The sequence below is a fragment of the Nocardia tenerifensis NBRC 101015 genome (genome assembly GCF_000308715.1).
Classification (GTDB): Bacteria; Actinomycetota; Actinomycetes; order Mycobacteriales; family Mycobacteriaceae; genus Nocardia; species Nocardia tenerifensis.
In genome coordinates this window covers 1-14827 of sequence record NZ_BAGH01000413.1, presented here as the reverse complement: position 1 = coordinate 14827, position 14827 = coordinate 1, and the positions used below count along the sequence as shown (strand labels likewise).

The window sequence follows — 14827 nt, the reverse complement described above, 5'->3', positions numbered from 1 at the left end:
CCGCGTCCAGCACCGGCTCCTCCGGCAGCATGGCGGCGCCGCGCGGGACGGTGTCCCCGATCCACCGCCAGGACATGTAAACGTCGCCCGCGTCCGCCATGCGCACGACGACGGTCGGCTGATCCTCGGTCATACCGTCAGCACCCGGCTGTCGCGAATGACGCGGCCGTAGCGTTGCTCGGCGGCGGCGATGAAGGGGGCCAGCGCGATTCGGCCCTCGGCGGCGAGGGCGAGCCGGGGCGGCGGTGAAACGGGCAGGCCCGCGCTCGCGGCGACCCCGGCCAGCGCCGCGCCGAGCTGGAGCGCGGCCGAACCCGGATGCTCGGCGAGATCCTCGGGAGGATCGAGGATTTCGAGCGGTAGCCGGGCGGCGCGGCCAGTCTCGGATCGGTCTATGTTCAAAGTCGTTCCGGCACATTGTGTCTCGATGAGGTCCGCGATGAGCAGTCCGTTGCCGGACAGATAAGCGAGGCGGAAGGCCAATCGCATGGCGGGGTCGGCGATCTGGCGGTTCCACTGGTCGCGCTGGTTGCCGTTGGGCAGGGTGTAGCGCACCGCGTCGATGGCGAGCGCGGCGGGGACGGCGAGATCGACGGCCTGGGCGAGCAGCTCGGGAGAGTCCGCGACGGCGGTCTCCCACAGCGACGCGTGCCAGAAATCGAGCTGGGCACAGCGCAATCCGAGGCCGCGCTCGGCGTACGCGTCGAACGCCTCGGCGAGCAATTCCTCGCACTCGGCGTGCCTGCCGCTCTTGAACGCCACGGTGGACAGGCGCATCCGCAGGTCGGCGGCGTCGAGCACCGCGCCGGAGGCGACGAAGTACGCCAGGCCGCGGCCGTAGAGCTCCTGCGCCAGCGCGAGGTCGTCGCGCCCCTCCGCGAGGAAAGCCATTGTCTTGAGCCCGATCCCGGCCCGGTGGCCGAGCCCGGCCTGTTCGAAGTACCGCTGGCTCGCCGCCAGCGGCTCGCCCGCCTCGTCGTAGCGATCGAGCCGAACCAGCATGATGGCGAGGTTCTGCTGGGTCTCGGCGACGGCATTGCGGTCGCCCGCCGCCTCGAACGCGGCGAGCGCCTGCCGCGCGAAGTCGACGGCGAGGTCGCGCCGGCCCGTCTCGAAGTACGTGGCGGCCAGGTTCATCAGCGGATGCCCGGCCAGTTGCGGCGCGAAACGTCGCGCCGCGTCGAGGGATTCGGCGGCGAGCTCGGCGGCGTACGCCCAGTGCTGGCGGTGCAGGGCGACGGCGGTCAGCGACAGCAGGCAGGCGACGCGCAGCACGCCCTGATCGGTGCTGTCGGCGAGCAGCTCGCGCGCCTGCTCCAGCGCGGCCTGCGCCTCGTCCAGTTCGCCGAGATGCTGCAGTGCCTGGGACATGTTGACCAGCGCGTTGGGCCGCAGTCGAGGCGCATGCGCGGGCATGGCGGCGAGCGCCTCGCGGTAGAGACTCAGCGATCTGGCGTGGTCGCCGAGTTCGTCGGCCATGCTCGCGGCGTTGACGATGGCGCCGATGCGGACCTCGCCGGTGGTCGCGCGGGCGGCGTCCTCGAAGATGCGCAGTGCTCCGGCGATATCCCCGCGCGTGTACGCGTCCCCGCCCGCGACGAGGAGGTCGCGGCCGTCATCCGGTGTCGGGTCGGCCATGTCAGAAGTCCGAATCCGCTGCGGCGGCGTCGATCTCGGCCAGCAGCGGGGCGTCCGCGGAGTCGTCGGCCGGGTCGCTCGCGCGACGCAGGCGCCGGGCGGCGAGGTCGCGCACCCGCTGCCGGACCTCGGGACCACCGAGCCCGTCGTCCGCCACGCCCACGCCCGGTACGTAGATGGCGACGTGCACAGCGGATTCCGCGCCGTCAGGCGCGGGCGCCTCGGCGCACCACGCGTCCCCGGCCAGTGTCAGCGCCACGTCGGCGGAGTCAGCGGCAGTGCGGATCAGCGCGTGTGGCCGTAGGTGGGGTGGGAAGTGGGCCTGCGGCGAGGCGACCGCGCGCACCGAAATCGTGGTGATCCCGTTGTGCCGCAGCACCTCCCACGAGACCGCCTGCTCCGAAGCGTCGAGCAGCCTGGGCGGGCAGCGCCGCCAGTCCCAGCCGCCGACGCCCCTGGCGAGCACCATGGCGTCGTGCGGCGCTGTCGTCGCCGGACCCGCCGCGAGGGCGTAGTCCTCCGCGCGACCGTGGGCCTGCGGCACTCGGTCAGACTCCAGTTCGGCGAGGTCGAAAGCCTCGTCCGCGCCGTCGAGGAGCATCTCGCACGCCTCGGCCAGGGCCGCGATATCGTCGAGCAACAGCCGCTCGTCCAGCGGCGCGATGCCGTCCAGCACCGACGCGGGCCACCAGCGCGCCGCCCAGTGCGCGTACCCGAGTCGTCTTGCGCTCGTGACGAGTTCGGGCAGGCCGGGCGCGGCGGTCAGCTCGGCGGTCGCGCCCGCGTCGACCGCCAGCGCGACCTCCTCGCCGAACACCGCCCAGAGCCAGTCCTGGGCGAGCGGCACGTCGTCGAGCACGGCGGCGGGCAGCGCCTGCCCGGCGAGCAGACTCCACGTCAGGTGCCCGCCCGCCGCCTCGAGGACGAGCACGTCGATCTCCGCGGCCGCGTCGAGGACGGTCGGCGCGCCGTCGGGCGCGACGATCACAAGGCCGTCGGCCGCGCGCCGGATTCGCACGGTCTGGTTCATCAGCTCGCCCTCGATTCCGTCGAATCCGCTTGGGCCGCGGCCACGCTCAGTGCCTGTTTGACCCGCGTCCGGTGATCGAGGATGACCGAGCGCGCCACGCCGTCGAGCAGATCCCACAGCTCGTCCGGGTCGTACACCGCGAACTCGCGCACATCGCGACCGTGCAGGCGCACCCACAGCCGGCGCAGATACGGTCGCCACGGCGTGGACAGCTCGGCGGCGATGGCGGCGAGCGGGCCGGTCGGCGGTGACTCGGTATCGGCGCGCACCACCAGCCTGCGCGCCTGCAGGACGTAGGCCTCACGCTGCCAGCGCCCGTTCACGACTCGATGCGCGGTCGTGTCCTCCGGACCCGTCGCTGGCGAACGCGACGCACCCCGGCCCTGTGTCGCAGTCCCATCCTGCGCCGCCGGTGGCTGGATCGCCAAAGGCATCCGGCCGGACTTCGACACACTGCCGAGGCCGGTACGCACGCCGATCGGCGCGAGCCCGTTCGCCAGCGCCACACCCGCCGTCGCCGCCACCCGGAGCGTCTCGTCCAAAAGTGCCCACGGCGAACAGCTCCGGGCGATCTCGGTGGTCACCAACTCCGGAATGGGCGGCAGCTCGGCGCGTTCGCTGGAGACCTGTAGCGCCGTGAACACCCGCTCGTACACGGTGCGATCGAACGGCAACCCCAGCGTCGACTTCGAGGCCGACGTGCCGACGGCGGGCGGCTGCGGCAGGGCATGCGTCGTCAGCCCGAGTTCCGCTGCGGACCAATTGGATTCGGCGAGCCAGAGACGAATTCCCGCGTGGGTTCCCGCCCGCGCGTCGACCAAGCGGTCCAGCGTCGACTGTCCGTTGTCGCGCCGGTCCTCCAGTCGCGCGGCGGCGCAGGCGTCGAGCAGTTCGGCCAGCGCGCAGGTGTGGTCCGCGCCGACCGGACCGGTCAGCGGACGGCGTCGCCAGGCGACCTCCACCAGCCCCGCGAGCTCCGAAGTGCGTTCGGCGACATACTCCTTCAGCGCCTGGGTGGTGCGTCCCGCCGCGTACTCGTGCACGTCACGCAGCGTCGCCTCCGCAATCGCCCTGTCCCGCAACGGGTCCGGCGGCCCGGACGCCGTGGCGAGTTCGAAACAGCGCTGGAAGTACAGATCCTGCGGGTGCCCCTCGGTGATCCGCAGCGCCCGCCGCACCTGCTTGAGCACCGTGAACCAGGCTGCGGTCGCGCGCAGCACGTCCGCCGCGGCGTGCACCCTGGCGGCCAGCAGCACCGCGCCGTCGGCCGTCACGATCGGACCCGCGCACGCCGGATGCTGCACCGGCCGGATCACCAGCGGATCGAGGATCAGCTTCACCGTGCGGCGCAGTGGCCCGCCGTGCGGACCGCTGAGCGGTTCGACGCCGTCGAGCTCGCGCCACACCTCATCGAGCACCATGGCGCGCGGTCGTCGCATTCGACCAGGTTAACGGACTTTTGTCCGATTCGACCCCGGCAAAACCTGGGATCGGTAGGGCGCGAACCGTTCCTACCTTTCTCGTATCGGCCCAGACACCGCGGCCGAACGAACACAGGAGAAGCCATGAACACCAAGTCCGTCACCGCCGCCCTTGTCGCCTCCGCCGCCGCTGCCGCCCTCTTCGTCACCGGGTGCAGCGACAACGCCGGCGGTTCCCCGGCCAAGTCCTCGGCCGCCCCCGCCCCGCAGGCCACGCCGGCCCCGCAGGCGTCGGGCAAGTCCACCGCCTCGGTCGACGGCAAGGCCTTCGACGCGGCGTTCACCACCACCTGCGCCAAGCAGGGCGGCACCCTGGCCCTCGCGCTGACCGACGCCGCCAACGCGACCTACGGCAACCTCTCGGTGAGCGCCACCATCACCGGCGCCGACACCGTGCAGGCGGTGGGCATCGCGGGCAGCAAGGGCGGCGACGGCGGCCAGCCGTACGCCATCGGCTTCGGCAACGGGATGCCCGGCGGCTCGGCCACGCTCACCAAGGACGGCAACACCTACAAGGTCACCGGCGAGGGTGTCAGCGCCGACCTGACCAACCCGCTGGCCGGACCCAAGACCTCGAAATTCGACGTCACCTTCGCCTGCTCGACCGTCGTCGGCTGAGCGTGTCCCCGGCCCGCCCGAGCCGACTCGGGCGGGCCGACAACAACTTTGGAACAAGCCCGAGGAACATCATGAAATCTCTCCGCTGGATCGCCGTCGGAGTCGCGGCGCTCGCCGTCGCCTACTACCTCTTCCACGGCCTCACCTACGTCGGGGCCGACGAGTTCGAGCCCGCCGGCATGGGCTGGCTCGGCTGGCAGATGGTCCTGCCGATCATCGCGCTCACCCTCGTCCCGATGGTCTTCGCGTTCACCGGCGAGGGCATTCTCGCCGCCTTCACCGGCCGCAACAGCGCGGCGTTCCGCGACGGCCTGGTCGGGCTCGGCACCATCAGGTCGTTCGCGCAGACCGGGCTGACCGTCAACGACCAGCCGCAGGTACGCATCGAGTTCAGCGTCGAAGGCGTCGACGGGAAGACCTTCGCCTCGACCGCGAAAATGATCGTGCCGCTCACCGAGCTGGCGCTGCTGCAACCCGGCGTCGTGCTCCCGGTGCGCTACCTGCCGGACCGGACCGACCGCGTCGAGGTCGACCTGTCCGGCGACGCGTCCATGGCGCAGCGGGCGATGAACGAGTCGATGATCCGCAAGGGCATCACGACCAGGCACAAGCTCGACATCGCCGAGCGCGGCATCGCCACTCAGGCGGTGGTGCAGTCGCTCTCGGTGCCCGGCGAGATCCGCGACGGCCACTCCAAGATCGAGCTCGGCCTGGCCGTCACCCGCCCCGACGGGTCGACCTTCACCACCCGCGTCGAGAAATTCCTCGCACCGAGCTGCGTCGGCCAGGTACAGGTCGGCCGCATCCTGCGGGTGCACTACCTGCCGGAGAACGAGCACGAGGTCGTCATCGCCCTTGCGGTGAATGCCTAGCCCCCACCGAATGCCGTGACTTTTCCCCTCGGGGTAAGTCGCGGCTTTCGTGCGTGGCGCATCGCCTGAGGGCGTCCTAATTGTCCGGTTGTTCATCTCGCTGTCGTTTCCCTATTGTCCGAATCGCTTACCGTTCCGCCCGTGCGCCTGACTCCACTCGCCCTGTTCGTGAAGCACGACGGCCAATCCGCCCGTGCCGCTGTCACCTGCGAATACAAATGCGGGAACGCCTGTTTCCACGAGGTGCCGAACACCTCGGGCGGGGCGTACTTCGGCGATATCGTCAGTTCCCTGAACCGGCGCGGCCTGCTCAAGGGCGGCGCGGCGGCGGTGCTCGCGGTCGGCGCGGGCAGTGCGCTCGCGGCCTGCGGCGACGATGCGCGCAACGCCGGTTCGGCTACCCCGTCGCCGAATGGCCCGCCCGGCACCGGGACCGAGTTCGGCGCGGTCGCGCCGAACAAAGAGGACGCGATCGTGATTCCGGACGGCTACGACCAGTCCGTGGTGATCCGCTGGGGCGACCCGCTTTTCGCCGACGCGCCCGCCTTCGACTTCGACAAGCAGTCCGCCGCCGCGCAGGCGAAGCAGTTCGGGTACAACAACGATTTCGCCGCGCTGCTGCCGATCGAGGGCCAGGCCAACGCGTACCTGCTGGTCGTCAACCACGAATACACCACGGGTCCGCACATGTTCCGCGGCTACGACAAGGAAGCGCCGACCGACGAGCAGAACGCGATCACCCAGGCCGCGCACGGCCTGTCCGTCGTCGAGGTGCATGGCGAAGCGGGCACGGGCAAGCTGACCTCCGCCTTCGGGAAGTACAACCGCCGCATCACCGCGACCACCGAGTTCAAGCTCACCGGGCCCGCCGCGGGCAGCGACTTTCTGAAGACCAGCGCAGATCCGACGGGTACGAAAGTGCTCGGCACCATAGCCAACTGCTCCGGAGGCGTAACGCCCTGGGGCACGGTGCTTTCCGGTGAAGAGAACTTCAACGGCTACTTCGCCAACAGCGACAAGGTCACCGAACCCGCCGCGGCGGCGCGGCTCAAGCGGTACGGCTTCACCCCCGGCAAGACGCCCAACCGGTGGGAGCGCACCGACAAGCGATTCGATCTGGCGCAGGAACCCAACGAGGCCAACCGATTCGGCTACGTGGTCGAGGTCGACCCGTGGGATCCCGCCTCGACGCCGATCAAGCACACCGCGATGGGCAGGCTCAAGCACGAGGGCGCGACCATCTACGTCACCAAGGGCGGCGACGTCGTCTCCTACACCGGCGACGACGAAAAGTTCGACTACATGTACAAATTCGTGTCCTCGCGCAAGGTGCAGTCCGGCGGCGGCGCGTCGAGCATGCGGCACAATCTGACCATCCTGGACGCGGGCACGCTGTACGTGGCGCAGCTGACGGGCGACCACCCCGAGAAGGTCGACGGCACCGGCGCGACGCCCTCGGACAAGGGCTTCACCGGCACCGGTCGCTGGATTCCGTTGCTGGAGACGGGTTCTGACGGCAAGGGCAAGTCGCTGGTCGACGGGATGAGCGCGGAGGAGGTCGCGGTGTTCACCCGGCTGGCCGCGGACAAGGTCGGCGCCACCAAGATGGACCGCCCGGAGGACTTCGAGGCCAACCCCTACACCGGCAAGGTGTACGTCGCGCTGACCAACAACGACAACCGCGGCAAGGACGGCAAGCAGGGCCCGGACGAGGCGAACCCGCGCAACATGAACAAGAACGGTCAGATCCTCGAGATCGACGACGACCACACCGGCACCAAGTTCACCTGGTCGCTGCTGCTCGTCTGCGGCGACCCGAAGGCCGCGGACACCTACTTCGCCGGCTTCGACAAGACCAAGGTCAGCCCGATCTCCTGCCCGGACAACCTGGCCTTCGATCCCTACGGCAACCTGTGGATCTCCACCGACGGCAATGCGCTGAAGTCCAACGACGGTCTGTTCTCGGTGGTGCTCGACGGCGCGAATCGCGGTGCGACCAAACAGTTCCTGACCGTGCCGCGCGGGGCGGAGACCTGCGGGCCGGTGGTCACCGAGTCGCGGGTGCTGGTGTGCGTGCAGCATCCGGGTGAAGCCGACGACGCCACGCCGGAGAACCCGCTGTCGCACTGGCCCGACGGGGGCGCCGCGCAGCCGAGGCCGTCGGTCGCGGTCGTGTGGAAGAAGAACGGCGGCCGGATCGGCTTCTGACGGAACGATTCTCGCGAGACCGCCACTGGGACAGCTTGGGAGAGCGGCGGTCTCGGCGGCCTACATATTGGCGAAGCGCGCGAAATCGCCTTGCGCGCCGCTGTATACGTTCAAATCGGTGCGGCCCGCGATCCCGTCGATGCCGCCGCTGTCGGTGGTCTGCCAGAACGTCCAGGTCGGCCAGCCGCCCGGCACCTCGGGCGCCTCGTTGCCGCGGTAGTCGGCGATCCACAGCGGGTAGCGGGTGAACTCGTCGGTGTCGGCCATCGCGGTGCGCCAGAAGTGTGGATAGGTGTAGACGATCGGGGTGCGTCCGGTCAGCGCCTGCACCGTGTTCAGGTACCGGTGTGCCCAGTCGATCAGCGCGGCCGGCGCGAGCCCGCCGGTGGTCTCGAGGTCGAGCACCGGCGGCAGATCGAGCGCGCCGTTCTGCCCGAGCACCACCGTGGCGTACAAGGCCGCCTGCGGTTCCGGCGCCAGATTCGGCCGCGCGTAGTGGTACGTCCCGCGCGCGACACCCGCCGCGCGCATCAGCAGACTGTCCGGCACGAAGTACGGATTGACGTAGCCGAGGCCCTCGGTGGCCTTGACCATCGCGAAGTCGTGCCCGGAGCGCTTCACCGCGAACCAGTCGATGAGCCGGCCGTCGATGTGCTGCCAGGACGAGACGTCCGGGCCGGTCGGCGCCGCCTGCGCGCTCGCGGCGAGGGTAGCGGTGAGAATGCCGGAGAGCGCGATCAGCGTGAGTGCCGTGCCGCGGCGACGAATGGTCGAACCCCACCTAGAAATGTCCATGGGTTTTGACGATAGCCATTAGCTCTTGCTGTGACCAATGTTGCACGAGATGCATTTGCGCAACATTCACCGAAGATTGCTTCGGACGCGCGGCTCAGCCGAGCCAGTCGAGCACCGAGGCCGCCGTCCACGACTGCTGCATGCTGCCCAGCGGCTCCCCGGTGAACGGCTCGTAGTACTCGGCGAAGCTGCCGTCGCTGGCCTGGCGTAAACCCTCGGCGCGCAGCATGTACGAGCGCTCCGCCCACCCGCGCCGGGCGAACACCCAGGAGAACAGCCAGCTCATCACCGGCCACACCGGGCCGCGCCAGTACTCGCGGGAACGGAACTCGCGCGATACCGGCGAGGTCGACGGCGGCAGCGCGTAGCGCAGATCCGGATGCCCGCAGAAGCGCGGACCCTCGAACACGCGCAGCAGCCCGCGCTCGGTATCGCGCGGCAGGCCGCCGCACAGCAGCGGCGCGAACATCGCCAGCGTCTCGGTGCTGATCCAGTGCCGCGACCGCACGTCGAAATCCCTGGCCGCGCCGGTGCGGGCGTCGGTCGTCGCGACGACGCCCGCCCGGAAGCGGTCGGCCCACGCGTACAGATCGCGGACGTCGGCGAGCGGCTGCCGGTACTCCTCGCCGATCTCGGCGAGCACTTCGCAGGCCAAAGCGAAGATGCCGGTGACGAACACGTCCTCGACGGCGAAGCTCATGGTCGAGGCCAGTTGATAGTCGTCGTAACCCCCGCGGCGCATCTGCTCGACGAGCCACAGGTAGCGGTCGTACTCGCGGTCGCTCGGGCGCTGCGTCGGGTCGGCGACCACCCGCACGTCCTCGCGGTCGTAGGGCGGCAGGTCGCCGGGGATCACGTTCTCGTAGGCACGGTCCCAGCGCGGCGAGTTGTCCATGCCGGACTCCCAGCCGTGATACAGCGTGATGCGCCCGTTCTCCTTGGGGTCGCGCGCGTGCGCCAGCCAGCGGTGCCAGCGCACCAGATCCGGCCAGCGGCGGTTCAGGAACTCCTCGGCCACCGCGCGGGTGCCGCGCCCGTGCCGCCGGGAGTGATCGAGAATGCGCTGCACCGCGATGGCGTGCACGGGCGGCTGGGTGATCCCCGAGGTGTCCGGGCCGTCGGGCGCGTTGGCGGCCAGCCTGCGGCACTCCCACCGGGCCGGCCCGGGGAAGTAGCCGTCGACGCCGTTGGCGAAGACGATGTGCGGGATCATGCCGTTCTTCCACTGCGCCGACAGCAGCGTGTCCAGCTCGATCACGGCCCGTTCCACGCTCAGCGGGGCGAGGCCGACCGCGACGAACGCGGCGTCCCAGCTCCACATGTGCGGATACAGCCGGGGCGCGGCGCTGGTCATCGTGCCCAGGTCGTTGCCGCGCAGCAGGTAGGCGGCGCGCGCCGCGAGCTGAGTCGGGGTGAAACCCGGGTGCGTCATCCACCTATTCTGCGATGTCATCCGCGCGTGCGCCGCTCGGCGGCAGCGTCGGGCCTAGCTCGTGCCCGGCGCCGCTCACTCGCGAATGCCGCGCCCGCGCGGCCCGTTACGGTGGGGCCATGACCAATGCCGTGACCAGCTCCCCGAAGCCGACCGCGCTGATCACCGGCGCCAGCCGCGGCCTCGGCGCCGCCATCGCCCGTGAGCTCGCGCCGACCTACGATCTGCTGCTCGGCGCCAGGTCGGCCGACGCGCTGCGCGACATCCGCGCGGAACTGCCCGACGCGACGGGGTGGCCGGTCGAGCTGACCGACTACCCGGCGGTGGCCGCGGCGGCCGCGTCGATCCGCCGGCTGGACGTGCTCGTGCACAACGCGGGCATCCAGGACCTGTCCGCCATCGCCGACTCGACCGTCGAGCAGTGGCGAAACACGTTGGAGGCCAACCTGATCGCGGTGGTCGAGCTGACCAGGCTGCTGCTGCCCGCGTTGCGCGCGGCGAGCGGGCATGTGGTGCTGATCAATTCGGGCGCGGGGCTGCGCGCGAACGCGGGCTGGGCGTCCTACGCCGCGAGCAAGTTCGGGCTGCGCGCCTTCGCCGACGCGCTGCGGCTCGAGGAGCCCGCGCTCCGGGTGACCTCCATCCACCCCGGCCGCATCGACACCGACATGCAGCGCGAGATCATCGCGCAGGAGGGCCGCGAGTACCGGCCCGAGCAGTTCCTGCGCGCCGAGACGGTCGCGGGCGCGGTGCGCAACGCGCTCGAGACCCCGAGGGACGGGCATCCGACGGAGGTCGTGCTCCGGCCCGCCCCGAGCTAGGGCCGTCGTCCCTGCGTGATCAGCGGTTCAGGCGGTGGACAACTTCGGTCGGTAGCCTGTCGCTGTTTGTGCCGCCGCCGGAGGCGGGCGGCGGCTCGTTCGACCAGGCAAAGGGTGCGAAAGCAGTGGATAGACGCCGGATGTTGTTACTGGCCGCGGGTACGGCCGTCGCGTTGGCCGGATGCGCGGTCGCGGAGGGCGACCCGATCGAGAGCGGATCGGCCGGGGGCCTGCCGCCGCTCGCCCCGCCGCCACCGCTGATCCCGCCGCCGCCCGGCGGGCCGAAGACCCCGATTCCTGCCGCCACCATCACCGCGCTGCCCGGGCCGGGCAGCGGCATGGCGCTGACCGTGGACGACGGGGCCAGCCCCGAGGTGGTCGGCGCGTACATCAAGTTCGCCAGGGACACCGGCGCCCGGTTCACCTTCTTCGTGACCGCCTACTACGACTCCTGGACGATCCACCGAGACGCGTTGCGCCCCTTGGCCGATTCGGGTCAGATCCAGCTCGCCAACCACACCTGGGACCACCCCGACCTGACCAAGCTCGCCGCGGGCGCGGTCGCCTCACAGCTCGAGCGCGCGAAAACCTTCCTGCGCAACACCTTCGGCGTCGACGGCGCGCCGTACTACCGCCCGCCCTTCGGCAGGCACAACGCCACCGTCGACAAGGTCGCCGCCGACCTCGGTTACACCGTGCCGACCATGTGGTACGGCTCGCTCTCGGACTCCGGCGTCATCACCGAGGAGTACCTGATCGAGTGCGCGCGCAAGTACTTTCACCCGCAGACGATCATCATCGGCCACGCCAACGCGCCCGCCGTCACGCACTGCTACGGCCAGCTGGTCGACATCATCAAGGAGCGCAACCTCTCCATGGTCACGCTCAACGACGTCCTGCTCCCGCCGCGCTGAGGCGAGCGCCCGTCACGCGACGATATTGACCAACCGTCCCGGGACGACGATCAGCTTGCGCGGCGCGGCGCCGCCGAGCGCCGCGGCGATCTTCTCGTCGGCCAGCGCGGCCGCCTCGATGGCCGCGTTGTCGGCGCCGGCGGGCACCTGAATCCGGCTGCGCACCTTGCCGTTCACCTGAATCGGGTATTCGACCGACTCGTCGATCAGCAGCGCCGGATCGGCCACCGGGAACGGGCCGTGCGCGAGGGACTCGGTGTGCCCGAGGCGCTCCCACAGCTCCTCCGCGATGTGCGGCGACAGCGGCGCCAGCATCAGCACCAGCGGCTCGACCACCGTGCGCGGCGCGCCGTCGGGGTAGGTCTTGGTGAGGTGGTTGGTCAGCTCGATGAGCTTCGCGCCCGCGGTGTTGTCGCGCAGCGCGGCCAGATCCTCGTCCACGCCGGCGATCGTCTTGTGCAGCAGACGCAGGGTGTCCTGCGCGGGCTCGGCCTCGGTGACCCGCAGCCCGCCGGTCTCCTCGTCCACCACCAGCCGCCAGACGCGCTGCAGGAAGCGGTGCGCGCCGACGACGTCCTTGGTCGCCCACGGCCGCGAGGTGTCCAGCGGGCCCATCGACATCTCGTAGAAGCGGAAGGTGTCGGCGCCGTACAGATCGCACATCTCGTCGGGGGAGATGGCGTTCTTCAACGACTTGCCGATCTTGCCGTACTCCTGGTTCACCCGGACCTCGGCGCCCGTCGCGTCGGTCCAGAAGAACGCGCCGTCGCGCTCGATCACCTCGGCGGCCGGCACGTAGGCGCCGCGCTCGTCGGTGTAGGCGTAGGCCTGGATGTAGCCCTGATTGAACAGCCGCCGGTACGGCTCGTACCCGGACACGTCGCCCAGGTCGAACAGCACCTTCTGCCAGAACCGCGCGTACAGCAGGTGCAGCACCGCGTGCTCGACCCCGCCGACGTACAGGTCGACGCCGCCCGGATCGTGGGGACCGTGCTCGCCGGTGCGCGGGCCGAGCCAGTACTGCTCGTTCTCCTTGGCGCAGAACGCCGCCGAGTTGGTCGGGTCCGCGTAGCGCAGCTGGTACCAGGAGCTGCCCGCCCAGTTGGGCATGACGTTGGTGTCGCGCCGGTAGCGCTTCGGCCCGTCGCCGAGGTCCAGCTCGACCTCGACCCAGTCGGTCGCCTTCGCCAGCGGCGGCGACGGCTCGGAGTTCGCGTCGTTCGGGTCGAAGGTCACCGGCGCGAAGTCGTCCATCTCCGGAAGGCGCACCGGCAGCATGGATTCCGGCAGCGCGTGCGGCGCGCCGTCCTCGTCGTAGACGATCGGGAAGGGCTCACCCCAGTAGCGCTGGCGGGCGAACAGCCAGTCGCGCAGCTTGTACTGGATGGTGCCCTTGCCGTGCCCGTCGGCCTCGAGCCGCGCGATCACCGTCGCCTTGGCCTCCTCGATGGACAGGCCGTTCAGGTAGTCGGAGTTCACGATGGCGCCGTCGCCGGTGTAGGCGGAGACGGCGAGATCGCCGCCCGCGACGACCTCCTTGATCGGCAGGCCCAGCGCGGTGGCGAAATCCCAGTCGCGCTGGTCGTGGCCGGGCACCGCCATGATCGCGCCGGTGCCGTAGCCGCTCAGCACGTAGTCGGCGATGAAGATCGGCATCGGCGCGCCGTTGGCCGGGTTGGTGGCGTAGCTGCCGAGGAAGACGCCGGTCTTCTCCTTGTTCTCCTGGCGCTCCAGATCCGACTTGGCCGCGATCGACTTGCGGTAGGCCGCAACGGCTTCCGCCGGGGTCGCGGCGCCCTCGTTGGTCCAGCGGGCGTCGGTGCCCTCGGGCCACGCGGCCGCGGTCAGCGTGTCGACCAGCTCGTGCTCGGGCGCCAGCACGACGTAGGTCGCGCCGAACAGCGTGTCGGGGCGGGTGGTGAAGACCTCGATCTGCTCACCGTCGGCGTCGAACCTGACCTGCGCGCCCCGCGAGCGGCCGATCCAGTTGCGCTGCATGGCCTTCACGTTCTCCGGCCAGTCCAGCCGCTCGAGGTCGTCGACCAGCCGGTCGGAGTAGGCGGTGATGCGCATCATCCACTGCCACAACCGCTTACGGAACACCGGGAAGTTGCCGCGCTCGCTGCGGCCCTCGGCGGTGACCTCCTCATTGGACAGCACCGTGCCGAGGCCGGGGCACCAGTTCACCATCGAATCGGTCTGGTACACCAGGCGATACGAGTCGATCACCGCCGCGCGCTCGGCGGCGGTCATGCTCGCCCAGTCCTTGCCGTCGGGGGCGGGCCGCGTGCCGCTCGCGAACTGATCGATCAGTTCGCCGATCGGGCGCGCCCGGTCCAGCTCCGTGTCGTACCAGGCGTTGTAGATGCGCAGGAAGATCCACTGCGTCCAGCGGTAGTACTCGGGATCGGTGGTCGCGAACGAGCGGCGCCGGTCGTGGCCGAGGCCCAGCCGGTCGAGCTGGCGCTGCATGGTGGTGATGTTCGACTCGGTGGTGTCGCGCGGGTGCGCGCCGGTCTGCACCGCGTACTGCTCGGCGGGCAGGCCGAACGCGTCGTAGCCGAGGGCGTGCAGCACGTTGCGCCCGTGCATCCGGTGATAGCGGGCGAAGACATCGGTGGCGATATAGCCGAGCGGATGCCCGACGTGCAGGCCCGCGCCGGACGGGTAGGGGAACATGTCCTGCACGAACAGCTTGTCCGGCGGGGTGGCGCCGGCCAGCGGGCCCACCGGGTTCGGCGCATGGAAGGTCCCGCGCTCGCTCCACGTCCGCTGCCACCGACGTTCGATGCGGCCCGCGAGCTCCGCGTTGTACCGGTGCTCGGGTACATCGCTATCGGTTGCACGAGTGTCCTGCACGGTCCTGCCTTCTTGTGATCGCCGATCCCCGACAAACTTCGTCTATCAGGGTAGAACGTGCGGGCCGCAGCACCGAAAATCGGGCCGCGCTCCCCTCGTGCGGGCGCGTCCGCGTCGCGGTTACCCGCCGCCCCGGCGGGCGGCCGGCACCGATGCGCT

The 14827-nt window shown here is 70.4% G+C and carries 11 protein-coding genes; 5 read left to right on the top strand and 6 right to left on the bottom strand.

The window, feature by feature from the left end; genetic code table 11:
* Nucleotides 1-129: 129 nt before the first annotated feature.
* From ON39_RS32700 to ON39_RS32690, 3 genes are read right to left on the bottom strand one after another with little or no spacing between them, the layout of a single operon-like run.
* Nucleotides 130-1638, bottom strand: a complete 1509-nt coding sequence (locus ON39_RS32700; protein WP_040739966.1) for a tetratricopeptide repeat protein — start codon at nucleotides 1636-1638, stop codon at nucleotides 130-132.
* Between the two features lies 1 nt (nucleotide 1639).
* The gene (locus ON39_RS32695; protein WP_040739965.1) at nucleotides 1640-2668 is read right to left on the bottom strand and encodes a hypothetical protein; all 1029 of its coding nucleotides are present in this window, start codon (nucleotides 2666-2668) and stop codon (nucleotides 1640-1642) included.
* On the bottom strand, nucleotides 2668-4089 hold the full coding sequence (locus tag ON39_RS32690; protein ID WP_040739964.1) for a hypothetical protein: 1422 nt from the start codon (nucleotides 4087-4089) through the stop codon (nucleotides 2668-2670). The genes ON39_RS32695 and ON39_RS32690 overlap by 1 nt, the downstream gene beginning before the upstream one ends.
* A 144-nt stretch (nucleotides 4090-4233) precedes the next feature.
* Between ON39_RS32690 and ON39_RS32685 the strand changes: the two genes are divergently transcribed.
* From ON39_RS32685 to ON39_RS32675, 3 genes are all read left to right on the top strand, one after another.
* Nucleotides 4234-4767, top strand: a complete 534-nt coding sequence (locus ON39_RS32685; RefSeq protein ID WP_040739963.1) for a lipoprotein LpqH — start codon at nucleotides 4234-4236, stop codon at nucleotides 4765-4767.
* A 68-nt stretch (nucleotides 4768-4835) separates the two neighbouring features.
* A complete protein-coding gene (locus tag ON39_RS32680; RefSeq protein WP_040739969.1) occupies nucleotides 4836-5639 on the top strand; it encodes a hypothetical protein in 804 nt (267 codons plus the stop codon).
* 141 nt (nucleotides 5640-5780) lie between these two features.
* A complete protein-coding gene (locus ON39_RS32675; RefSeq protein WP_040739962.1) occupies nucleotides 5781-7847 on the top strand; it encodes a PhoX family protein in 2067 nt (688 codons plus the stop codon).
* A gap of 60 nt (nucleotides 7848-7907) precedes the next feature.
* Here ON39_RS32675 and ON39_RS32670 read toward each other — a convergent pair whose 3' ends face one another.
* Together ON39_RS32670 and ggh are read right to left on the bottom strand one after the other, a co-directional pair.
* Nucleotides 7908-8642: a glycoside hydrolase family 25 protein gene (locus ON39_RS32670; protein ID WP_051187417.1), complete on the bottom strand. Its 735-nt coding sequence runs from the start codon at nucleotides 8640-8642 to the stop codon at nucleotides 7908-7910.
* 94 nt (nucleotides 8643-8736) lie between these two features.
* Entirely contained in the window at nucleotides 8737-10074 is a 1338-nt protein-coding gene (ggh, locus tag ON39_RS32665) for a glucosylglycerate hydrolase (RefSeq protein ID WP_040739961.1), read from the bottom strand.
* 119 nt (nucleotides 10075-10193) lie between these two features.
* On the opposite strand from ggh, the gene ON39_RS32660 reads away from it, so the two are divergent.
* Nucleotides 10194-10895, top strand: coding sequence for an SDR family oxidoreductase (locus ON39_RS32660; protein ID WP_040739960.1), 702 nt, complete (start codon nucleotides 10194-10196; stop codon nucleotides 10893-10895).
* Between the two features lie 140 nt (nucleotides 10896-11035).
* Nucleotides 11036-11809: a polysaccharide deacetylase family protein gene (locus ON39_RS32655; RefSeq protein ID WP_040739959.1), complete on the top strand. Its 774-nt coding sequence runs from the start codon at nucleotides 11036-11038 to the stop codon at nucleotides 11807-11809.
* A 12-nt stretch (nucleotides 11810-11821) separates the two neighbouring features.
* Here ON39_RS32655 and leuS read toward each other — a convergent pair whose 3' ends face one another.
* Nucleotides 11822-14668, bottom strand: a complete 2847-nt coding sequence (gene leuS / locus ON39_RS32650; protein WP_040739958.1) for a leucine--tRNA ligase — start codon at nucleotides 14666-14668, stop codon at nucleotides 11822-11824.
* Nucleotides 14669-14827 lie beyond the last annotated feature (159 nt).